This window comes from Pontibacter silvestris, assembly GCF_020907275.1.
Classification (GTDB): Bacteria; Bacteroidota; Bacteroidia; order Cytophagales; family Hymenobacteraceae; genus Pontibacter; species Pontibacter silvestris.
Genome location: NZ_JAJJWI010000030.1, coordinates 14981 through 40083, shown reverse-complemented (window position 1 = coordinate 40083; position 25103 = coordinate 14981). Strand labels below are relative to the sequence as shown.

Genomic DNA, 25103 nt, shown 5'->3' with positions numbered 1-25103 from the left:
GAGCCTTACTTCAAGTCCTCGAACTCCCGCGTCTTCAACATTGACGTGGAGGGCAAGCGACTGGCCACAAGCTACGACATCTACAAAGAGGCCGGATTCGGAAAAGCCGTGGTGAAAACCTACACCGCAACAGTCTCTGATGGAAAGCTCGACATCAGGCTCTCCTCAGTGAAGAACAATGCCATTATCTCGGCTATTGAAGTAAGCAAACAATAAGCCGACTTTCAGTTAAAGAAGATAGTATAAACAAAAAGCCCCTTGTTAATGTGCACTATCTGCACATTAACGAGGGGCTTTTTGTTTATTGATTAAGTTTATGCTGGTAAGAACCAAGATTGAATTCTTCTATGATTCTAACAGGAGAAGAATAGGATAGCTAAACCTTCTCCTCCACATATAAAGCTAGCTTCTCTTAAATTATCAATCGTAAGATTATTGAATATCATAATAAGGTTTACTACCGTTAAAGAGCCTTATTTCTTCATATGCCCTCAATACCCTAATGTAATACCGAAGCATGAAGACCCGCATTTTTAAATTGAAATTCAGCGCCTTTCCTCGTGTATAAATATGCCTAAACTCTTTTACATGAGGTCGCATTTCATAAAGAAAGGAAATGTATCGTACTGTAGCGTTTTTTTTATTATTATCCATACTATGTTTTCCAGAAGCTACCCGCTTAATCTTATTTAGCAACTGTTTTAAGTCTCTTCTGGCCGGATGATTCACCACTACATTTGAAGAATACCCTATCTTATAACCATTTTGCCCCGCTCTTATTCCCCATTCAAAATCTCCGCCTGAAAACATGGTTGAGTTGAACAGGCCGATTTTATCAAATACTTTTTTCCTGCTAAACATATTAGCGGTAACAGAGACCTGCTTCTTTACGTTTTCTTCCTGCCTAAAAGCAAACACCGCTTCATAGGCTTCGGCTAAAGTGTATTTACTTTCCAGCGGAAAGAGATCTACTCTCCCTCCTATTCTGTCTGTTGCAGGATGCTCCTCAAAGAAAGCAACAGCTGCCTCTATCCAGGTTAGTGCTGGAATACAGTCTGAATCGGTAAAGCCAACAATCTGACCTTTTGATGCTTTTACACCTGTGTTTCTTGCCGCATATGATCCTGGGGTTTCTTCTTCAAGAATCATGAAGTTATTCGGCAAACTGCTTTCCCATGGCGCTTTATCTTCAGGATTATTGTTAACAATAATAACTTCAAAAAAAGCCTTAGGATAACTTTGCTGCAGTAGCGCATTAACACATAGCAATAACCTGTCCCAATCCTTATAAGTTGGTATTATGATGGAAACAAATGGTTTATAACTCTCCATATGTAATTATTTGAGTTTTTGAACCAATCAATCTGTTAAAGTTTAATATGTAAAAGCTTCATTTTGCCTTTGGTTCTTCATTTTTACCCAACTAAGGCTTCAACTTTATAAGCAGGCAGCAAGACAAAATTTAAACCACCTGCGCCACTTCTTTGAGCTCTTTTGCGCCTTGCTTTTTACCTCTCTTAACTTCTTTGAACTGCAGCTTAAGTTCTTTTCCCATCAGAAGCCATATCATTGCACCGTAACTTGCAGCTAAGCCTAAAGCACAAAGCATATAGTGAACCTGCAGAATGTACAGCAAATAAGATAATAAAGCAGCTACAATACTGGCTAAAAGGGGGCCTCGAATGCTAAGGAACAAATCTTTATACGATACATCAATTAGCTTTTTGAGATAATATTGTGCTAAAACCACCTCTGCTGCTTTAGTAACTACAAAAGACCAGGCTGCCCCTACAATACCATACTTGTAAATTCCGAGCGAAATAAGAGGAGCATACAGGCAGAATGCTTTAAACAACTGCAGGTTCATCTCTAACTTTGGCTTGCCTATCCCCCTTATTAAGGATCCATGACTGTTAATAAGCATGTGAATCATAACAGAGAGTGCCAGAGCTTTCAAAGGAATAATGGATCCACTCCATCTTTCACCGAAGAACCCGAAAATAAATGGTTCTCCCAGCACAATAAAAAAAACCATAACAGGGTAAATACAGACACTATTATAAGTGATGGTTTTTAGATAGTATTTTCTTATTAAATCAGGACTATCCTGTTTCTTTCCATATACAGGATACATAACCTTATTTATCATGTTCATAATTTGGCTTCTGAAGGTATCTGTAAGCACAAAAGCAAGGGTATATACACCTAAAGCAGACGCACTCAAAAGCTTTCCAATTAATAAATAATCAAGCTTGGAAATAAGGTTATTAAACACATTAGTTCCTGTAGTATAAACACCAAATCCAAAAACATCGTGAAAAGCCTGCTTATCCCACCTAAGTTTTGGCACCCACTTTGTAGCACTAAAGAACAAAGGCATGGCAATAACAAACGATGCCACAGAATTAAAAACCAAAGACCATATACCTGCTCCCCAAAATGCCAACACCAGCGCAATAACACCTGAAAAAATATTTGACAGGTTACTGATAAAGGCTAGCTTCTTGAACATCATTTGCCTGGTCAGTTGCGCCTTATGTACCAAGTTAACAGGGCTAGATAAAACCCCCAGGCTCATCACAGGCACAATACTTCTTAAAACTGGTTCCTTATAAAAAGAGGCCGCTAATGGAGCCACTATGAAAACCATAATAATATAAATACCAACCGACCAAACAAGCCCAGTCCAGAAAGCTGTGTGGAGATGTATTTCTTCTAAGTCTTCATCTTTTCGCTGAACAAGGGCTGCTCCTATTCCAATATCATTAAACACCTGCACAAAACTGGCAAATACAGTTGCCATACCCACAAGCCCAAACTGTTCTGGGAATAGAAGTTTTGCTAATACTAGTTTTATAGCGAAAGCAAACCCCCTGTTTATCACTAGCTCAATAACATTCCAGATAATGCCATTAACAACCTTCAACTTAAGACTATGAGGTTCTGTTTGCCGCATCGTATTTACAATAGTTACACAATATTTTTAGTTGTAAATCATATAACCCTTAGTCATTTGTACTTTACAACTGATCCTTCCGACTACTACAAAAATGTTTACTTTTACTTATCAATGAGCAAAAAGCTCGCTTACTTTTCTCCTGCCCATCTTGCTAAATCAGGATAGATTACATCAACCCTTTGTGTCGCACTTGTAATATTCTTAAGAGCACCTTGCCCAAGCCTACTTTGTAACTGGGCTAGATAAAGGCTTCTTGGCTCAACTTGCTGCCCCAGTAACTCTTGATAACCAGTGCCGGATAATTGCCTAGCTTCGCCACCAACTACCCAATTAATGTTCCCAGGAGGGCTTTCCACGGCCATTCCTTTTCCTGATGTACTGGTACAATTCCAGAACATGGTCTGAGCCCCTGCCCAACCATGACCACTGCCCATACTCTTCCTGTTAATCACACGAATCTGTTGCCCCTGTACATTATCAAACAAGGTACCTGTAGCCCAACGATGATGAGGTCCAATATCAGACTTAGCCTTCGTCGCATAACAATCTAAAAAAACATTGGGTCCCGTTACCTTTGGACCTGTTACATAATCATGCCGCCCCCCTCTTGCATAGCAACGTTGAAACAAGTTAAAGCTACCTGATTGAATATTAAAAGAATACTTCCTCATTCCTTCTGTTTTAGCCTTAGGGTCAAGCATTGCGCAATCCTCAATAGTATTGAAAGCAGAATTTTTGTCTACTATAACAGCTGAAAAGCCAAAATATAAAACGGATACTTTCTTAACCCAACAATTCTCAGCCATAATCAATTTTACCCCACACCACCCATGTTCTTCATCTTCATCATTTTTGTATCTTGAGATTAACCTTAGGTTTTCAACACCTGATTGCTGTGTTTTCCTGTTACTATTTGCTTTATATACAAAAGCACCTCCATCCTTCAGCTTTATTGGATCTACCACAGGAATGTTAACAGTCAGTTGATTGCCTTTTACAGCAGTTATAACTCTCTCATGAGGAATTCTATATAGTTCTGGCGTCCATCCATATTGGCCCATGTTTAATCCAGTTATCCAGTTCTCGTTCGGAGATTTTTGGATTATAATCGTATCTCCTATCTTATAACCAGAAGTAGATTTAACAGTAAAACTTATGCTTCCTGTTGGTACATATCCAGAGATTATAGGGCTTTCTGTTTTTTCGTTTACTAGTGTTTTATTGGCCCCTTCACCTAATATTATCAAGGTATGCTTTGCTTCCCTAGTTGCATTCAAGATAGTTCCATTAGCGCCCTGCCCTTCTCCTGCTATAACCACGCCACTTGATTTTATTCTTAGAGCACCATCTATATTATAGATTCCTGCCTTTAAAAGCACCTTTCCTTTAAAACCGTTACTATCAACAGGCATATTACTTACGGCATCTATTGCATCCTGTATCTGCTTCTTGTTATTACCTGGCATTGGTGATAAGGTTACTTTAACAGGCACATTGGGTAAGGCAACTCCTCCGCCCATATAACCTGCATAAGAGAAGTCAGGAAGTATATTTATTTTTTCTGGTTCATTTTCATTTGCGTACAACCCATAGCTTAATTTGTCATTATCAAGTATCTTCAGAAGACTTGGTTGTTCATAATCAGGCTCTTGATGATATATTATGATCTCTTTGTTATGTCTGGTTGCCATAACAAAAAGTAACGAAACAATGCTTAGTAAGATAACTAAGGCTTTATTCATATGTGGTATATACTTGGTGTGCAACTTTCATAACATAATGCTTTTTAATACAATATTTTAAAAAGCGCTTGTGTGTGTTTTTCGACTAAAAATAGTTAAATAGATAATCTTTAAGTCGAGCACCAACGACCAGTTTTCCATGTACCAGATATCATGAAGCGTACGCTGCTTCTTTTGCTCTTTTGTTTCTGTTGGTCCTCGCCAGCCATTTACCTGAGCCCAACCTGTGATTCCTGGTTTGAAGTAATGTCTGATCATGTACTTTTCTTCGCTCTCCTGTAACTGTTGATTCAAAAAGCTTCTATGCGGCCTGGGGCCCACAACACTCATATTACCCAAGTACACATTAATAAACTGCGGAAGTTCATCTAAACTGTATTTTCTTAATATTCTTCCCACCTTGGTTATTCTAGGGTCATTCTCCTTAGTAGAAAGTTGCCCTCCTGAAGAAGCATCATTTTCCCTCATCGTTCTAAACTTGTAAACTTTAAAAGGCTTACCAGCTCTTCCGATTCTAGTAGGGCAGTAAAAGACAGACCCAGGAGAATCTACCTTTATCAAGACAGCGATAATAAGGAAAAGAGGGAGCAGCATGAACATTGCCATTAAGGAAAAAGCAATATCAAAACAGTTTTTAATAAATAATGAAAATGTTTCATCTAAAGGTAGTTGCCGTACATTCACCGCTTCCATATTCCCGTACCGTATGGTTCGGTAATGTTTACCAAATAGATCCTGATAATCAGGAATATACTTAACCCTCACCCCATAGAAATCAGCAGCAACTAAAATGTCCCTAATCTTTTTTGATGCTTTTACAGGTAGAGCTATTACAATCTCATCTACTTGGTTATCCTTTAACAATGAGTGTATGTTAGTGAACTCACCCACTATTTTGTCTTGTCTTACCTGGCACTCTTCTTTTGTACATTTAATAAAGCCCTTAATTTCATGTCCCGTTAATTCCTTTTCCACATTAGCAGCCAGAACTCCAACACCAGCAATTAAGGTGTGCCTCTTCTTGCCCTCATCGCTTTTTAGTTGCTTTATAATTTTTACAACTAAAAAATTTATAGGTATTCCAAAAACTGGAAACGCTAAAACAAAGCCTATAATCAGATCTTTATCCGGCACTAGCTCTGGGTATATAAAATAAAGCAAAGAAGCTATACCAATAAGAATGAGGTACACTTTTAAAAAATTAGTTAATCGTGTGCTTAAAGGCTTATAATGCTTTAGACTGTACAATTTCCAGAAATACCCAATCAGGAACCAGCCCATAGTAAAACCAGTAAACAAGATCCAGTCCGTTTCTTTACGTATGTTACTCCAAACAAGAATAATTGAGATAAATACAACAAGCAAAAGAGATAAAATGTCTCCTCCCAAATGCGTAACCATGAGTCTTTGTCTTGCCTTATTCATATACAACCCTTTAGAAGATCAATTATTAGTTTTAACTATAGTGACAAGCATTAACTTAAGCTGAAATATGTAATAATGTATCTATCTTTATTATTGAACACATTAGAACATTCACAATCTAAGCTTTTATATAAATTAAAAAATATAAATTTGTTAAAAACACAATAGCAACACTTAATCTTTAACAAGACCATGTAGAGCAATAGCAAGGCTTTATCAGGGGACTTATAATATTCTATAAAAATATTATAAAGTTATCTTGTTCAACTAATAATAGTGTAAAGGGTGAATAAATAGTTAAACAGCTTAAAAAACTGCAGTTATGGGGCTATAATAATTAATGTTTATAAGTTATAAGCAATAATTTAGTAAGACCTGTAGTGTTCATAGAAGAACTATAATTAAACACTCCAGTTCATATACTTTGCTGCTTTTAGATGTATAGTTATATATTAAGATATTTAAATAATATAAATTTAATAGCTTTATGATAAAGAAAGCTATTCATTAGGCATGTAACACAACTAAACACTAAAATTGTTTAACATAACCAATTTTAAACATTCCTATTTAAATATATCATTGATTTTATATTAAAATTAAAGCAGAAGAAGGCATTTGCTTATCTTCACCAAACTTATAAAAATTATTTAATTAGTACAATAAATAATTTAAATTTTATTTCTTTTTTAGTTTTCAAAAAATATAAGATTTAGTGTAGTACTTATAACCTTATCTGAGAACATTAGAAGGGTTAGTTCTGAGAAATGGTGAGTTCAAAGAAAAAGACAAGTAGTCTATTGATCGGACTTTTAGAACAATTCAAACCAGCACAAGCTAATCCTTTCTCATACTCTTGACATCAATAATTTGCGATCAACCTGTTATCAAGAATTTATATCACTCTATAGTTCTTGGTTTAGGATGAAGACAAAACATATATCTATCTACCATCCATCCCCAAAAAAGAAAGATAATGCTTATGTACTGCATTTTCTTAAGTATGTGTTAGCCATTAATAGTGATGATACAGATTGACACGGCATCATCTCTACTAATGGCTAACTCTTTACTCTTAAAGCTACTACTGTATTTTTAACTACTTAATTCTTAGAATAGTAAACCTGAAAGTCAAGTACTGCGGATATGCACACTGTATTTCAATATCATTCGACTACCAGTTTTGTAGACATAACCCCGGAAGGAGCTACCACCCGGATAAGGTACATACCATGATTCAGATGGTTATCCAACTGAACTTCTTTGCTACAATTTCCATTATCATTGGTTTCTGCAGTTAGAGAAGTTATAATACGCCCTGCCATATCATGCAAGGTTATACTCAATGCTTCATGCTTCTCAAAGTGATCAACTTCCACAAAGACTTTGTCACCAGAACTTGAAGGGTTAGGATACACTCTGATGCTACGGTTATCACTAAACATCTCCCCGGTATTAGCAGCTGTAAATAAACTGTTCACTGTTGCTGAAGCAGAAGCCCTATATATCTCCAAACCGCCAATAGCCACACGGTTAGCAGTAGGGTTAAACCGAATACTTAGATTTCCGTCCGTAACGCCTACTTCAAAATCTTTCACTAAGGCTGATCTGTAGCCTACTTCTTTGAAAATATCGAAGTATGCTAGTCTCAGTTCATTTTCCATTGTGATGTTAAATTCCCTGGCGCCACCTTCATTAAAGTAGTTTTCTACAAAGTGCATACGCACTATGTAATTACCATTTGCAATAGGAATTGAATAGCGAGTCTCTGCTAGGTTAGTAGCAGCTGATAAGTAGGTCTGATACAAGACGTCATCATCAGTAGCGGCAATTGGTCCGGTTACCGTTTGTTTATCCAGCTTGATAGAACCTTGTCTATAACTTGCATCAGCCTCCCATACGTTACCTCTAATAGACATAGCAGCATCAGCAGCACCTTTTATTCGCTTAACTGCACTTATAACAGAATTGCTGCTGTTTGCAATACCATAAAGCGGAACACGCAATGGAATATTAGAGTTATTGTAATGCACTAATAACGCTGCATTTTTCAAGCCCTGGCTTTGTGGCTCAAACCTTACTGTAACCCCAGTAGTTACTTGTGATGCTAAGGTCATAACAGATGGAGCAACAGCTGAAAATTCATTTCTGTTCGGACCAACAATCTCTATTCCCTTTATTGAAATGGTCGGGTCACTGCTACCTCCAAGGTTCTTAAGCGTAGCTGTTAAACTCTGGTTACTACCTGTTACTACTGCACCAAAAGACAATGCAGACGGTGTTGAGGCTAGCTCAGAATAATATGCTGGTCCGGTTTCTGGCTTAATATTAGTAATATAATACAGGTTATCATTGTAATCATAGTTTGTTATATCCTGCCCTATGTAGTCATGCCCAATAATGTAAGCATTTGGAATAATATTGCCATTTTCATCAATAGCTTTCCAAACTCTAAGCCCTATTCTATCGCCAGAGTTTCTGTCTCTATCGGAGTAAGCTGTAGCAACCTTTAAACCAAAGGCCCCACTAGGGTTAAAAGATCCCTGTGCCAGATCTGTATCGGAATCAAGCTTTCTTGGAAGAAGCGACTGACCATCCAGCGCATTGTGCGTAAACAGAGTGGCAGCACCTGTGGATCCTTTATTATACCACTGGAATTTTTCTGTTGAGGAACAGCAACCATGATAAGCCGCCATTTGAATTACTGTCACAGGTTTGCTCAGATCAGCACGTACAAAGAATGAAGCCGGAATCTCATCTGAATTAGGCACCAAGTCAGTTCCCCCGTTCTCTCCATCGTTAATCGTGTAGCCTGTCTGTGTACGGAAACCAAAAGCCTGAATAATCTCCTGTGCATAAGGCTCATTGCTACCTTCTCCTTTGTTCTGCCAAAGCCCGTTTAAACTTACTTCCTTATTAGGATTTTCTGTGTCATTAGAAGAAATAATCAATTTATCCTGAAGTATCTTCACACGCCCACCTTGGTCTTTGGCCATAAACTCTATGACAGCCTCTGCTGAAGTGCCGGAACTTAACATAAGTGGCAGGCTAGTACTGGCATTATATTCCACCCCGTTTAGGGAAGCTATCCTCCAGCCTGCCGTATTCGAAAGGGTCAGTGCAGAGATGCTTAAAGGGTGAGTACCTTTATTACTGATTTTCATCCGCACTTTGTTATGGTTCTCATTATACGGAGTTACTTCCGGTGATGTCCTTTGCCATGGCACTTGAATCAAGGAGAAGACCATTCGCTCCGCTGTTGGGAATTTATCTATATTCTCAACTACAAGCTTTACTGCCCCTTTAACAATACTGAAAGAGGTTGCCGCTGTTGTTGTTTCATTGCCATTTCCATCGACAGCTTTGAACTGAACAGTGTACTGGCCCATCTCAATCAGTTTGAAAGGTGCTGAGTATGCTACAAATTCGCCACCGTTTAGGCTGTACTGTACTGATGCCAGCCCTGCCCCTCCCTGATCTGAGGCTTCTGCAGAAACAGTTGCCTCATTAACATAAGTATTGGCAGCTTGTAAAGCTCCACTAAGTTGAGCCGAAACAATCGGAGGTGTAACATCTTCTGAAGGTGAGGTACCTTTCTCTATTTCTATAGCCGATATAACAGCACTGTTAACCACAGAGGTTAACAGTAAACTAAGTGTTCCGTCATTCACAGGAATGCCATAGAAGGTTTTCACCACGGCCTTACCGCCTCCATCCTGTGCATAAATGTCATAGTTATTCAGTACCCGCTGGCCCTCCACATCCACATGGAACACACGGTCGCCGCCGCTAGCTGCCCTGCCGCCTGGTGCACCATAATAAGGCTCCATGAAATGAAGCTTAACATTATAGAAACCTGCTTCTACAGGAATATCATAGCTAAATGGTGTCGTGGAAGAAGAGGCGATGCGGTAGCTCAAGTACAAAGCATCATCCGTAGTACCCTCTACATCAAAAGATTTGCTAGCCGCTAACCCACCTGAGAAATTTACATCGGCTACCCACGTGCGGGATTGGCTGTCAACATATTGCGCACCTCCCCCATTGACCAATTTATTCGATGCCACTGGCGGAGGAATAGTTGTACCTTTCTCTATCTCAATGCCTGAAATGATGGCATTGTTAGCCACAGAGGTAAAGAGCATATCAAGCTTTCCGTCGGTCACAGAAATGTCAGCAAAGGTTTTCACCACGGCTTTGGCTGCCCCATCTTGGGTATAGATGTCGTAGCTATTCAGCACCCGCTGGCCCTCCAAATCCACATGGAACACACGCTCGCCGCCGCTAGCTGCCTTGCCGCCTGGTGCACCGTAGTAAGGTTCCAGAAAATGAAGTTTCACATTATAGGTTCCCGCTTCAACAGGAATACTGTAGCTGAATGGGGCACCTGAAGCGGCATAGCGGTAGTTTAAATACAAGGCATCATCTGTAGTACCTTCTACATTGAACGATTTGTTAGCCGTCTCTCCACCACTAAAGTATGAATCGGCCGACCATATACGCGATTGGCTGTCGCTGTACTGTATGCCTCCCCCGTTGATCAGATTACCTGATGCCACTGGCGGCGTGCTGGTTCCTTTCTCTATTTCGATGCCTGAGATAATGGCATTGTTAGCCACAGAGGTTAAAAGCAGATCCAACGTGCCATCACTCACAGAGATACCAGAGAAAGTTTTCACCACGGCTTTGCCCGCACCTTCCTGAGCGTAGATGTCGTAGTTGTTCAGCACCCGCTGACCCTCCACGTCCACATGGAATACACGCTCGCCACCGCTGGCGGCCTTGCCTCCCGGTGCTCCGTAGTGTGGTTCAATGAAGTAAAGTTTCACGTTATAAGTTCCTGACTCTACAGGAATACTATAACTGAAAGGCGCACCTGAGGAGGCATAACGATAATTCAGATACAGCGCATCATCCGTTGTTCCCTCCACATCAAAGAATTTAGAAGCTGTCACTCCACCTGAGAAATGGGTATCGGCTGACCAACTGCGCGCCTGATCATCAAGATACTGTGCTCCACCCGCGTTAATCAAATTTTCTGATGCCACTGGAGTACTTATATCCCCAGCTCTAAGTAATGTTATTCTCGGTTGACCATCTCCGTTGCCATCGAAGTACTCTGAAATATATAGGTTCCCTGTTTGTTCATCCTCGGCTATATCTAATGGGTTGGAGAAAGGACGGCGTAAGCCTGGAACATCGCTACCCTCAGTTGCGCGGATAATATTAAAATCACTGGTTCCTGGTTCAAGTACCATAATATCATCCCCACCGCTGAAGCGGCAGACTAGTAACTTACCTTTTAGTTTGCCACCAAAATTATTGCTTTTATATTCTATTACGCCATTTGGCGATTTATTGAGGCCAAAGTCATAGGTCCACCTTTTATAGTTAGCTTCCGTTGGAGTACCAACAGGATAGCCATAGGTATTACCACTTTGAGTCCAAACTATTTCTCCTTCGTCTACGCCTTCTGTCGGGTTGCCTCCATTCATAATATACTCATTGCGCAGTATATTAGGATGCCCATAATATCCTCCTTTCTCTACTCTAAACAAATAATCACTTTGAGTATCACGCACATCCATCATGGCTGGAATGTCTGGGCCTGTATAAACCTGTCCGTTAGACCACATAGTACCGGACATAAGAGCTGGTGTATTACCTCCAGCCGCAGAACCGTTTGTAGGCACGTATAGCTGCCCATTGGTGTGCCATACCAGGTCATAAGCATTTCTTATACCAGTGGCATAAATAGTTAAGGGCGCATTGCTTGCATTAGGATTGTAGGTTCCACCCTCCTCTGTCTTTGCATCTATAGGAAGTGACTGTTGCTGCGCTTTAACGATATCAAGTCGCAACACCGCCGCAGATAATAGTCTTTCCGGTCTATGCCCCCAAGCTCCATCAGGAACTCCCATAGCTGTATTGCCACCCTGCGGAAAATACAGTGCACCATCTGGCCCAAAATCTATACTGTTTGTTGCATGATCTTTATAAGATCTTGGAAGGTTAATAACATAATCAGTCACTACAGGGCTAGCCGGATTAGTTAAATCAATGCGTGATACCTTGCCTGTCCAGTCTGGAACTTCGCTAAACTCTGGCGATGAGTGGCTCATCCAGGCAACAAGATCAGTGGCAGAAGCCGAGGGATCAAAACGCAGCCCGATTAACAGGCGTCTACTAGAGCCAAATGGTGAAATAGAGATATGATTAGTAAGTGATCCATCTGCTTTGATATCCCACCTTTCGATCTTTCCGCCAGAAGTTGCCGCATAAAGCTTTTTATCAGGCCCGATCACAAGTGAAGTAAATCCGTCACTTCCAAACGTTCTATCAACCAAAACTTGTTCTGTAAACGATACCCCTTGAAGATCGGTAGGAATATCACTGGCTGAAGTAACAGTTTTAAAGCGAGATCTGAAAGGCTTCATCTTATAACCATTTCCATCTTTTACTTGATCACTAATAAAAAACTCATACGTAGAGCTTAAGGCCAGAGTAGCTGAGAGCGTAATAGCATCACCTGCTGCTGTCGCGTTAACGGCTGTACCAGCTACTTCTATTAATGTAGTTCCTTCTACTTTGTAAAGCTTTACAGTGCCTGGATTTACGGTGTTACCATCAATAGACTTGCCACTAGGGTATGACACGTCCACAGATATAGACTGGCCTAGGGAAACGCTGATCTCTCCGTCAGCAGGCCGTACGGCAGTGACAGATGGTCTCAAGCCTTCTTCATAGCTCGCTACCTCCAGTGTAACATACAGTTCTGCCTGCGTATAACCTGACGCAGATGCATTTACTATTGCAGTATAGGTACCCGCGGCCAATGTAGTGGCATCAACGGTAAAGAGCACTTCGTTACCTGACTCGCCTAGTGCATAAGTGACATTATTTTCACTCGACAGGGTATTTCCACTATGGAGTAACCAAGCTGGCGTACCCATGCCATTTCCTTCCATAGCCGTAAGCTGCACCGTTACCGGGTCTTCATCAGAATTATTAAGGTTTACCTTCAACTCTTTCTGCTGTCCGCTTGGCAGGTCAACAGTAACGGCAGTAGGCGTAAACAATAACAAAGCTTGAGTTCCAGGTTCAGAAGTAGACATCATAAAGGAAGCAGAGACATTCTTATCCCCATCCATCGTAAGGGTTAAGGGATTCATATCTCCGCTCACATCACCACTCCAGCCAGCAAACTGGTATCCTGGAGCCGGTGTAGCCGTCAAAGTGACGCTTGTACCCACACTATAGCTGGTCTTGCCCGGGTCGCGTGTAACTGTACCGCTGCCGGTGGTACTCACAGTCAATGTATGGCTTTGTGTTGTGGTATCTTTCTCTATTTCAATACCTGAGACGATGGCATTGTTAACTACCGAAGTAAAGAGCAGATCGAGTGAACCATCACTCACAGAAATGCTCTTAAAAGTCTTCACAATGGCCTTGCCCGCGCCTTCCTGGGTGTAGATGTCGTAGTTGCTCAATACCCGCTGCCCCTCCACATCTACATGAAAAACACGCTCGCCTCCGCTGGCTGCCTTGCCGCCTGGTGCTCCGTAGTAGGGCTCAAGAAAGTGAACTTTCAAATTATAAGAGCCTGCTTCAACTGGTATGCTATAACTGAAAGGAGTACCTAAAGAGGCATAACGGTAGCTCAGGTACAGCGCATCATCTGTTGTGCCCTCCACACTAAAAGATTTTGAAGCTGTTTCCCCGCCTGAGAAGTGCGCGTCAGACGACCAACTACGTGATTGTCCGTCAATATACTGCCCGCCCCCCCCGTTAATCAGGCTAATGGCCGTGATTGGTGGTGTACTAGTGTTAATTATTTTAAAATTTATATTTATAGCTACTCCAGCCGTTCCTCTACCACCTGAGCTGGTGAACGGTGTGGCCACAAGGCTATAATCACCAACAGTTGGCGTCCAAGCATAGTAGTCGCCGTTACTGTTATCTCCGTAGAGTGCATAGGGTGCCACACTTTCTGTAACTGAGCTGCTTTCAGCACCGGACAGCATAAATACCACACTCCCTACCGTTTCAGGATTTGTATTGGCCCGTATAGCAATGTTTCTAGTTGCTAGAGATGCCAGGTCCAGGACTGCTCCGTCTTTAAGGGTTTGGATATCCTGATCTGTGTCGGCGTTAATAAGAGTTAAAGAACTAACTACTTGCTGACTGCTGGCATTACTAAGCGAGCCTATTCTGTTTTCTTTTGTAAAATTTCCTCCTGTGTAATGGATGCTACCGTTTAAGGTGGCTCCCACTCCGGAAGCTAATGCAGCTGGTAAAGGTGTTAAGCTTGACCAGGTATTACTTGACGGCTGGTAAGCCGAAACCAGATTGGTTCTTATATTATGAGAAGTCAGCCCCCCAAGCACAACAATTTTGTCTCCAGCTACTATAACTGAAGACCCTATGTGGTCACGCCCTGTAGTCCCTGATGGCACTAACATGTCGGCTGCGCTGCTCCAGGCATTGCTGGCAGCATCATAAATATCTACATTCTTAAAGGTAACGGTAGCATCGTCATGCCCTTGCCCACCGCCAATGTAATATATCTTTCCTTTGTAAACAGTAGATCCTGCATGGTGACGCCCAACCGGAAGGGGTGCTAGAGTTTGCCAGCCTTGGGCCATGTTGTCTAAATCCAACACATAGTGTGTATCTAAATTAACTGTACGTATACTGTTAAGCCCACCTATATGGTGCAATTTACCGTTCAGGTACTTTAGCTGCCCTGCAGCCAGTGCAACAGGAAGATCTGGTAAGGCTGTGTAGGAATCAGAAACCACATTGTAACGCCATACCTGTTTTGTTCCAAATGTTTGTCCAGTACCACTCGAATTTGAAATGTAGCCGCCAGCAAAGTAAATATCGGTACCATCAGTTGTAATGCCAGCATGTGTCACTCCTCCAAAACCTGTTCCACTTGGTGCAAACGGCAAGTCAGCTAATATGTTCCAAGTATTAGAAGCTGGGTCATACATCATTAAACGCTTTGTAGGAGCATAATTTGGTAGTTTAGCTTCGTCGTAGCCACCAAACACATACAGTTTTCCATCCACAACCTCTCCCATTACCTCATGCGTACTAAAAGGCTGCTCCGCAAGCGTTCTCCACGAAATAGTATTAAAAGCAGGAAGGCTATTGCCTTCTGTAACTGTTACCGCTACGTCAGCCTCACTTGCATTACCATCAGCATCTGTCGCTTTTACTTTTAGGGCAAAAGCAGACTGGGTATGATGATTTACCTTTTTAGCTAAACTGATTGTACCAGTTGATGAGTTGATAACAAAAGTTCCTATTGTGTTTCCACCTATAAGAGAATAAGTTACAGCACTTCCCTCCAGATCTGAAGCTGTTACTGTACCTACATTGGCACCTGTTGCTACGTTATCGGAAACAGTGTAAGCATAATTTGAAGCAGCAAAAACAGGAGCCTCATTTTCGTTTGTAGATTCACTGGTAATAGAAAACTCATCAAAAGTGTAAGTTACCGGAGTATTGGAGTTACGATGACTAGCAAATACTCCGGTATAGGCTGTTCCTCCTGTTATACCAGAACCTGATAAGCTAATGGCTGATTGTGAATAACTCTGTCCAACATTAAGATAAGTAACCCCATCTGTTGAGTAAAAGCCTTGTACTAAATTTGTAACAGGATCAATTTGAAGCCGCAAACGGACGTTCTGTGTACTTAAATTTGGTATGCTGGAAGTAATTCGCCGGTCGTTGGTATTGGAGGACACATCATTTACCTCCTTCCGGAGCTCTACCTGAGATCCTATCACCACCAGCTTTACAAATGTTTTATCATGGAGGCCTATCCAAAGACCTGCCTGTTGATTCTCTGTACCGTTAAAAGGATTAACCAGAACTGCATCGATTTGCACCCAGCTCCCTGTGTTCACCTCAACACCTAGTGTATTAATCTGACTATTCTCCTTCAGATAAGCAAATCCTTTATTCGTAGCTAATTGCAATCCTCCTCCAGAAAGTAACAGCTTTGATGCCTCGTGCCCTAGCACCTCTAAGCTGGATGGAGTTCCGTCTGCTGATAAACGCGTACCGGAATATGGAGCCACCATTGTAAAACCTGTTCCTGCACCATTTATGTCCGTAATGGTGCCTGCCACACTACTTTCAAAACTTAACCTGAATGGAAGGCTTACCTGAAGCTGGTCACAGGCTAGTGGGCTTAAGGCTGGGCAACCGGCAACTACTGCGCTTGCTTCAGCAGTGTTATGCAGTAAACTAATAACTAATACTAGCAGCCATCTTGCTTGTTTAAGTATTTTACTACAGAAAAGATTAACTGTAAAGGTTGTCTTCATGATTTAATGTATCTAAGTATTATATGCTATTCAGGTTAATGCAAATTAGGAGCATTGGGTACTGCTTTTGTAGCTCACCCAAAAGTATAGTCAGTAACAGACAGTCAACCAATTAACTTGCTAAATAAGTATTGAGGTAGAGAAAAAGTAGATATCAAGTCTAAACTTATAGAAATCACTAAAGGAGAGAATTAAATAGCAAATACAAACATTTCATTTGCCATTTAACTGTATACAAAACAGAAATAGAAGCCTACTTCCTTTTTACCTGAAGTTTAAGCCTCCTTTTTCTTAAATAATGTTCTAATACTTAATTATTCGGCACCATCGTTGGATTAAGAGATGGAATTTTAAACTGAAATAGAACTTTGTACCATAGTAAGTCTTAAGCCAGATAATCATTCAGGACATGAAACTTCAATGGCTGCGGCCTTTTAAAGCTACCGTACTTTATGCGGCTGAGCCTTTCATAAACTTTGTTCTGAGGAAGAGTTCTTTTAAATGCAGCTTCACAAACAAGTAACAAAATAGTAAATTGGTATTCATTTTAGATAATAAGTCATAGTCTATGCTTCTGCCCTTATTTAACCTTTCTGTAAGTATTGAATAAATACGCCTGTTCTGATGATAACGAATAGCCTGAACCAACTGCTTATCTTTTGTGCTTTGTAAAATTTGCATAACAAAATCAGAAAAGAAATAAGAAGTATCATTTTCTATAGATTTTGTCACCATGTTTACCGAATCCATGTAGTACAAGGTCATAGGTTTTGTAAGTCTAAGACTTTTATTGCTATGCCACAGACACCTGATCCAAGTATCCATGTCTCCTCCCCTTTTAAATCCATGTTCCGGAAATCCTCCTGCTTTTTCAAGTAATTCTTTTTTCATGGAAATACCTCCTGTCCACATCGGAGGAGGTCCGTTGAAGAAATCTGTTAAGGTAAAGGGCTTAATTTTTTCCTGTTTAAACTTGCAGGAGTAAGCATCAATCACCTTTTGCCTTCCTTTTGCCTTTACCCATCCCCAAGATAAAATTTCTACATCAGGATGGTCTTTGATGACTTCTGCTAAAGTATCTAATACATTAAGCTCCCACTCATCATCAGCATCTAAGAAGCAGACCCACTTATAGCTGGCATGTTTAACTCCAAAGTTGCGAGCAGCATAACCACCAGGCCCAGGCACATCTCGCCTTAGTAACTTTATTCTAGAATCCTTAAACTCTAACAATTTTTCGGAAGAACCATCTGTAGAGGCATCATCTATTAGAATAAGCTCAAAACTTGAGAAAGTTTGGTTAAGCACTGAAAATACAGATCTCTCCAGATGCGGAAGCTTGTTGTGAACAGGAATTATAACTGAAAATTCAGGACGCATAATCGTTTGTTGCTATATAGGTGTACACCTGATAAAATCCTTGGTTTCTTTAACAAGAAGTTAACTTACAGGTATAACCTCTTTCTCTTAAGCTACACAAGTAAACATATACTAGAAATGAGAGATTAGTATTTTTGCAATTTGACTATAGCCTTCATTAAAACTTCATCATAGTATACTTTACTTCTGCATTACTACCTCCTTCTCTCCTTGTTCTGGCAGATTTCTACTTACTACATTTGCAGCTATTACTTACCAGCAGAGACCTTCATAGTTTGGAAGGCTTTCAAGCGTATTGATCCTTACAAGATCAATAACAGCATGTTTATCTTCTAGTAAACTGTTGTAGGATTCAGCATCAAAATTTCTGTGATTGATAACAATAACATCGTTGCTTTTTATTGCTGTTTCGACATCATGCACAATTAGATCAGATAAGTGAGGCAAATGTTCATTTATGAAGGCTTTATTAGCACCTATTAACTTTGAAAGCCGAACATTTTCATCATAAATAGTAACATGGTATCCTTTCCCTAAAAGCATTTCAGCTAAATCTACAGAAGGACTGTACCTTAAGTCATCGGTACCTTCCTTAAAGCTTAACCCAATAAAGCATACCTTCTTTTTTCCAGTTTTGGCTATTGTCTCATAAGCCATCTTTTTTTGATTCTCGTTCGAAGCGTCAATACAACCTAGAATAGGAGTACATACATAGTTGTCATGTCCTAATGTTACGAACCCTTTTAAGTCTTTTGGTAAGCATGAGCCACCATAAGCAAATCCGGGCTTGAAATAAGCAGTAGAAATGTTCAAACGGGTATCTTTACAAAACAAATCCATTACTTTGTGCGAGTCTATAGAAAGAGCCTTACACACATTACCTACCTCATTCGCAAAAGCGATTTTTAACGCATGATAGGAGTTATTAACATATTTAATAACTTCAGCAATCTTTATATCTGTGATTTCTATTGGTGCTTCGATGCAACTGTACAGAGATGCTACTTTACTCATAGCCTCCTTGTGGTCTCCACCAATAACTGTAACAGACGGGCGGTAATAGTCTTTGACAGCTGAACCTTCCCGCAAAAACTCAGGGTTAGAAACTACAGAGAAATGCTTCCCACGCTTCTTGCCAGATACTTTTTCAATAATTTCCCCAAACTTTTCATTTGTCCCTGGTAACACTGTACTCCTGATGACCACGGTATGGAACTCTTCTTTTTCTTGAAGTGCTTCCCCTATTTGTTCAGCTGTTTTAAAAATGTAAGAAAGATTTAAGTGACCATGAGGAGACGAAGGAGTTCCTACACATATGATACTAACTTCAGAGTTAAGAACAGCTTCATCAGCGCACATTGTCGCTGAAATCTTTCCCTTATCAAAGCCATCTTTTATGATAGTATCTATATCCTTTTCTAAAATTGTAGGTACCCCTCTGTTTATGAGATCTACTTTAAAAGGACTAACATCAACGCCAATTACCTGATGTCCGTTTTTGGCCAAACAGCCTAAACTTACACAGCCTACATAGCCTAAGCCAAAAATTGAAATTACCATGTTATTAGTATTTATAATTGTGGATTTGTTCTTTCATAAAAACGACCATGTCGTCCCAGTTATTAAGTAATTGTTCTCTTGTTCTTATCTGTTCACTTTCATCAAAGTTTTTAATAATACTTTCATTGATAAACTTTACAGCTTCGTTCCCTGGAAAATGTTCTAGTATGCCTATGTCCATCAACATTTCATTGGCTTTCATCTTTCTGATACCACAATAAACACTCGGAACTCCTAACATTGCTCCTTCGCGTGCCATGCTGTCACCTGATGATATTACAAGCTTAGAATAGTAAATTAAAGAATGTATATCTCCAACAGGCTCCTCCAGTACTATCCAATGCTTTGGAAACTTGTTTGCTATGCTTTTATCTTCTAATGAGAGAACAACAGTGGTGTTCTTATCTATTTCCTTACTAAAGCTACATACTATAGCATCTTCCTGTTCATAGTAATTAAATGACTTATTGCTGACTTCTCTTATAAAGACATATTGATGGGGCTGCAGACTATACTTTCGTAGTATGTCGGTACTTGGTTTAAATCTTCTCGGGCTAAGGTAACTCCACTCCTTTAAGCAATTAAATGTTGAAGTTTTATTGTCTCTCTCTACTATAGGAGGGAAGAACAATTGATCAGAGAAGGTTGCGTTAAGGTTGTTTATCTTACCTCTCTCCGGGTCATCATAAAACTGTATGATTGGAATTTTAGAAATTTTGCACGCCAGGGCTAGAGGAATGCTACTTGCAGCCACACATATATTATACTTGTTCTTTCTAATCAGATTTAAAAAGACAAGTGTCCGTTTTATATTTCCATCCCAAAGTATAGACCATTTCGTACCTCTGCTGCTTCCGACTGCAATGGTTTGAAAGCCTTTATATTCAGATTGAATGATTTTAGGAAGCTTACCTCTCTCCAGATAGCAAATGGTAACATCCCAATCTTCATCTAAGAGTTCTTTTGAGATTCCTTTGAAAAGGTTTAATTGAGCAGGATGTTTGATATCAAAAAGAATCTTTTTTTTGCTATCCATGTTTTTAGCTTAAATAATAAGTACTACAGCTTTTTCAATATAATATCAGCTACTTCTCGTGTGCGAGAAGTGATATCATAAGACTTATAAAAGAATTTATTACTAATTAATGATAACGGAGTAGTAAAGTCAGGTGTGCACTAGGTTAGCAGTAAATTGCTGCTTTGTAACATTTCTATATTTCCTCAAAGATTAATCAAAAAACTATGAGGTGTATTTGATTTGGTTAAAAAATCTCTGCTTTAGAAAGGCCCTTATAATTCTCCCTTCTTCTTCTGTGACCAACGGCCTCGTACTTCGCTTAAGCTTCAAACCGTAAGACAAAAAGACAAATGCTTCGTAAAATTTCTTTTTATTAGCTAGTTTGCAAGCTTTTAATAAGAACATATAGACTGGATAGTCTCTGTTTTGGTAGCTAATCGCCTCTCTTATAGCCCCGTTTCTAGGCCCGCCTTCAGCACTGCGAGTCTGAGTGGGATATAAATGACAAATGGGTTGTTCAAAGAACTTTTCAGTTACAAACCCATGGTGTCGAGCAAGAATATCATCTATTCCATCCCAGCCCTTATAAGGTTTTAGTCCTCCCATAGTTTCTAAACATACTTTTCTGTAAAATTTGTTTGGCCCTTGGGTATGCCATTTATGTTTAGATTCTACGATTTTTTTGCCTTCTTTAAAAATATATGTAGCCCCGCTAGCTATACCCAAAGAGGGATAACTAGAAAACTTATGTAATATAAATTCCAAATAATTGTCTTGTTCTATTACTAGATCAGCATCAAGCTTTAAAACAACATCCCAGTTTATCCCTAATTCTTTAGCTTTCTGAAGCCCATAGTTAAAAACATCAATTACATTTTTCCCTGTTGACCTGGCTCCGTCATTTCCTTTAACATAATAATGAATGTATCTGAATTCATTACTATATCCTTTTACAATTTCTGGTGAGAAATCGTCTGAGTTGTCGTCCACCAGTATCCAAGCATTAGGTCTTACAGTCTGCTTACATATTGACTCAATAGTTTGTGCTATAGAACCTTCCTCGTTCTTGAATGGTGTAATAATTAATAACTTCATATGGCTAATGCATGTTAAAGCAACACTGTTAATTAAAATGGTACCAGATCACAAGTTTACTTTATGCCCAATGTGTTTAAAATCTTACTTTATATACTACACTACCCGAGCACAAAGCTCTCTTAGTGTATATCTCAGTTTAAGAATAATAAACAGGAGCAAGAATCGTATCTTATTCAATTAGATAGTTCAAGACTATTGTGCAACTTCTTGCCTATTTAAAACCATTTCAGGACTAAGCTCATAATTACTTACGACCACAGCTTTTTTATCAAACTTAAGTTTATGATGTAACCCTAACGCATAACCAGCCATCATACCAAACGGGTACATAAACTGTACTCGGAACAACACGTCAACCCAAAAAAGACCAAAAATAAAAATCAAAATTGTACCTAAAAAGAGCCTTAAAATCAACAGGTTACTTTCATTATGGATAATCGCTTGCTCTTTAAGCAAGCATCTTGTTATCCAAACCATCTTCCATAACAGCACAATAAGAATTGCTATCCCTACTAACCCAGTTTCAGAAATAAGAATATCAATACTGTGCCTTATTGTAAAAAAGTCAAAGAATTGACCATCGTGGCCCAAAGGGCTTTTGTTAGCATTACCGATTCCCATTCCGAACAATAAAGCATTATTCTCTGATAGTAATACTAGACTATGTATGATGGAATCTATCCTGGACAAACGCCCTCTCCCAGATTCACTATTCGCATAATCAATTAAATAAGATACACTTAAGGATTTACCATAATTATCATAACCCAATAGAGAGTAAACATAAGCAAAGCCCATAATCATCAAGGCAGCTAGTACTCCTAATACTAATATCTTAGAAAAATTAAATTTAAATATAAAAGCTAAATAAATTAGCGAAATCATAACTACTAGCATCATTCCTTTTGCCTCTGCTAAAGTGGAAGGGACTAGTAACACCAAAGACAACAATAAGAATATAAGCTTCCTCTTTTCAACCAACTTGATCAAGAAATACAGGAAGCCTATCCCCACTACTAATGACATCAGATTAGACGCTGTCCCCCCCATTGTACCAGAAATCATATCAAATAATAATTGTCTATCATTTAACTGAACTTTTGATGAATTAAGATATTGATAAGCAGTAACTGGTATCTGTAAAAGGCTCAAAACGATTAACCAGTTTATTTCTCTTTTAATTGAACAATTTTTTAATGCTAATAAATAGCTTAACAGAAAAAGAGGCAAAAATGAAAAGTAATAGCGGATACCAGAAATCCAAATTGTGATACTAGCTCCCATAGCTTTTACAACTCCTAATTCAAACAGACAAAAAAAAGCAACTGCCATGATGGTAAGCATCATGAAATTGTTCTCTGTATATAGTATAAGTAACCGGAGTAAAATAAAAATTTGAAGTATTTCAATAATTACTATTGCAAATTTAGGAAAAAAACCTAAGTTCATATCTACTTTTCCCATATAATTACTGCCCTCTACTACCCAATTTAAAACAAGGGCAAGCAGCAATATCAATACAATATAATTCTTGTAAAACCTCATTCTATACTACTATGTATTGATTAAAATTCATGATATTGAAGTCTTTTCAGTGAGATAAAACTTCTTAGGAAACTGCCAGACTTGTAAATAACTCGTGATATTTTTCCATTACTGTATCCACATGAAAATCCTTTGCCCGCTGCATTTGATTTTCTTTTTGTAAAGGATTTTTCAAGGCATATAAAATCTTATTTGCAAGATCCTCTTCATCACCAACAGAGGCTAAATACCCGTACTCCCCATCATTCACGATTTCAGAAGGCCCATAATCACATTTAGTGGTAACCACTGTAACACCAGTGGCTAAAGCCTCTACTACTACCATTCCAAAACCTTCGTAATCAGATGATAAAACAAATAGATCAGACTTTGCAATCCAGGAAACCGGATTCAGTTGGAAACCTACCAAATCTATGTACTCTCGCAGGTTTAACTTATCTATCTCCTCCTGCAGCATATCACGCAGAGGCCCCTCTCCCACAATAAGCAACTTAACTTGTCTTGTTTTCAGCACCCTGGCCACGGCATGTACTAACATTTTCTGGTTCTTTGCATTAGCTAGGCGGGCAACATTAATCAATACAGGCACCTGCTTATCTGTTAGCCAAGGATGACTTATTTCATCATGCATATGCATTAAAAGATTATTGGAAAAAGCAGGATTATATATTGTTTTAATCTTATGTTTCGGAATTAAGGCTAAAGAAGACAGGTTATCAGAAAGCCCTTTTGAAACAGCAACAATACAATCTGCAAACCTATAAACTAAGGGTATACCAAAGAAAGTTAGCTTAGAGGCAGTAAGCTTATTGTTGTTAAACAACGATACTGTATTGTTATTTTCTGAAATAACAATTTTAGTTTTGGTGTTTATAAAGAGCTTACATAACACTGCAAAAATATTGAGAGGAGGAGAAGCCGTAAACAGCACGTCAAACTCTTCTTTTAGCAGTATCTTTTTAAACGAGCGAAATAAGTTTGCCTTCTGCCTGTTTTCAAAAGGAATAATTTTGATTCGTGGGTCTATCGTGTCTAAATATTCCCCTACCTTTTCAATAAGGATTATGCTAACATCATGTCCACTGCTTGCAAAATATTCAGCACAGTTGATAAGCATTCGCTGAATGCCGCCCTGGTTTAATCTTCTATAGAAGAATGCTACTTTCATTTTGGTATGTCTTATTGTTAAGGGGTGAACAATTTTAAGCAGAAGGAGATAGTTGCGGCAAAGTTGATCTTTATTGTAATAAAGGCCAATAATTCTTAATACTCAGTGGCTTTGGGATAAAATTAGCAGCTAATCGTAATCTTTTCAGTTACTCTTGACACACTAGATTTATCTACTTCGGCATAAAGAACATAACCTAACGATGGAAGAGCAACTTTGATAACATTTTTCTTAATAGCTACAATAGTGCCCTTCTTGTCCAAAAGAGATCCTTGCGTAATCTGTATGGTATCATTTACATTAACCTCAACTATTTCCAGTTGAACATTGCTATGGTCAGTAAGAAACGTTTTAATAGATTCAATCTCACTATCTTTGATAACTGCAGGCTTATTTAACCAGGTAACAATACTAATGACACCGTTCACCTTCTTTAGCTCCATAAACTGCCTTTCTGTAACATGTACAAATACATAGGAGGTAAAAAGCGGAACGTGTACTGTCTTTTTTCTGTCACTCCACTGATGTACGACTTTGTTTAGCGGACAATAATTCTTAATGCTTTTCAATGTCAGAGTCTCTGCTACTTTTTTCTCCCAACGTGGCCTTGTATAAACCGCATACCATTTTTCATTCATCACTCTCTGGATCCGTTAATTTAAAATTTACAAATTTGATATGGCTTCGCCGACCTCAGTCACATGTCGTAACTTGGAAAATATAATTTTGTATAAGATATATACAGTAATCTAAAATCAGCTAAAGCCAAAAAGAGCTTGCTGTATATACTTTCTTTAAAACTAACTAGGTAAGCGAAATATTTAAGATCCTGAGCTTTCAGGAAATAGGAGTACTAGAATTGTAG

13 protein-coding genes are annotated in these 25103 nt (G+C 39.1%); 1 reads left to right on the top strand and 12 read right to left on the bottom strand.

Going from position 1 to position 25103, the window contains the following annotated elements; all coding sequences use genetic code 11:
- Positions 1-216, top strand: a 216-nt coding sequence (locus LN995_RS19180; protein WP_229962705.1) for a malectin domain-containing carbohydrate-binding protein, incomplete at its 5' end; no start/stop codon positions are given.
- 216 nt (positions 217-432) lie between these two features.
- On the opposite strand, the gene LN995_RS19175 is transcribed toward LN995_RS19180, so the two are convergent.
- The 12 genes from LN995_RS19175 to LN995_RS19120 all read right to left on the bottom strand — a co-directional run bounded on the left by LN995_RS19175 (position 433) and on the right by LN995_RS19120 (position 24876).
- Complete coding sequence (locus tag LN995_RS19175; RefSeq protein ID WP_229962704.1) at positions 433-1332, bottom strand: glycosyltransferase; 900 nt, start codon at positions 1330-1332, stop codon at positions 433-435.
- 130 nt (positions 1333-1462) lie between these two features.
- Positions 1463-2956: a lipopolysaccharide biosynthesis protein gene (locus tag LN995_RS19170; protein ID WP_229962703.1), complete on the bottom strand. Its 1494-nt coding sequence runs from the start codon at positions 2954-2956 to the stop codon at positions 1463-1465.
- A 131-nt stretch (positions 2957-3087) separates the two neighbouring features.
- A complete protein-coding gene (locus LN995_RS19165) occupies positions 3088-4650 on the bottom strand; it encodes a hypothetical protein (RefSeq protein ID WP_229962702.1) in 1563 nt (520 codons plus the stop codon).
- Positions 4651-4758: 108 nt separating this feature from the next.
- The gene (locus tag LN995_RS19160) at positions 4759-6102 is read right to left on the bottom strand and encodes an exopolysaccharide biosynthesis polyprenyl glycosylphosphotransferase (RefSeq protein ID WP_229962706.1); all 1344 of its coding nucleotides are present in this window, start codon (positions 6100-6102) and stop codon (positions 4759-4761) included.
- 1190 nt (positions 6103-7292) lie between these two features.
- Complete coding sequence (locus LN995_RS19155) at positions 7293-16469, bottom strand: malectin domain-containing carbohydrate-binding protein (protein WP_229962701.1); 9177 nt, start codon at positions 16467-16469, stop codon at positions 7293-7295.
- Positions 16470-16919: 450 nt separating this feature from the next.
- Entirely contained in the window at positions 16920-17849 is a 930-nt protein-coding gene (locus tag LN995_RS19150) for a glycosyltransferase family 2 protein (protein ID WP_229962700.1), read from the bottom strand.
- A 252-nt stretch (positions 17850-18101) separates the two neighbouring features.
- Positions 18102-19409 (bottom strand): nucleotide sugar dehydrogenase, encoded by a 1308-nt coding sequence (locus LN995_RS19145; RefSeq protein ID WP_229962699.1) that lies wholly within the window; start codon positions 19407-19409, stop codon positions 18102-18104.
- A 4-nt stretch (positions 19410-19413) separates the two neighbouring features.
- Complete coding sequence (locus tag LN995_RS19140) at positions 19414-20445, bottom strand: DUF354 domain-containing protein (RefSeq protein WP_229962698.1); 1032 nt, start codon at positions 20443-20445, stop codon at positions 19414-19416.
- A 204-nt stretch (positions 20446-20649) separates the two neighbouring features.
- Entirely contained in the window at positions 20650-21522 is an 873-nt protein-coding gene (locus LN995_RS19135; RefSeq protein ID WP_229962697.1) for a glycosyltransferase family 2 protein, read from the bottom strand.
- 195 nt (positions 21523-21717) lie between these two features.
- Positions 21718-22989 carry a hypothetical protein gene (locus LN995_RS19130; RefSeq protein ID WP_229962696.1) on the bottom strand — a complete coding sequence of 424 codons (1272 nt, stop codon included), beginning with the start codon at positions 22987-22989 and terminating at the stop codon, positions 21718-21720.
- A gap of 145 nt (positions 22990-23134) precedes the next feature.
- Complete coding sequence (locus LN995_RS19125; protein ID WP_229962695.1) at positions 23135-24238, bottom strand: glycosyltransferase; 1104 nt, start codon at positions 24236-24238, stop codon at positions 23135-23137.
- A 122-nt stretch (positions 24239-24360) separates the two neighbouring features.
- Positions 24361-24876, bottom strand: a complete 516-nt coding sequence (locus LN995_RS19120) for a UpxY family transcription antiterminator (RefSeq protein ID WP_229962694.1) — start codon at positions 24874-24876, stop codon at positions 24361-24363.
- Between the last annotated feature and the right edge of the window lie 227 nt (positions 24877-25103).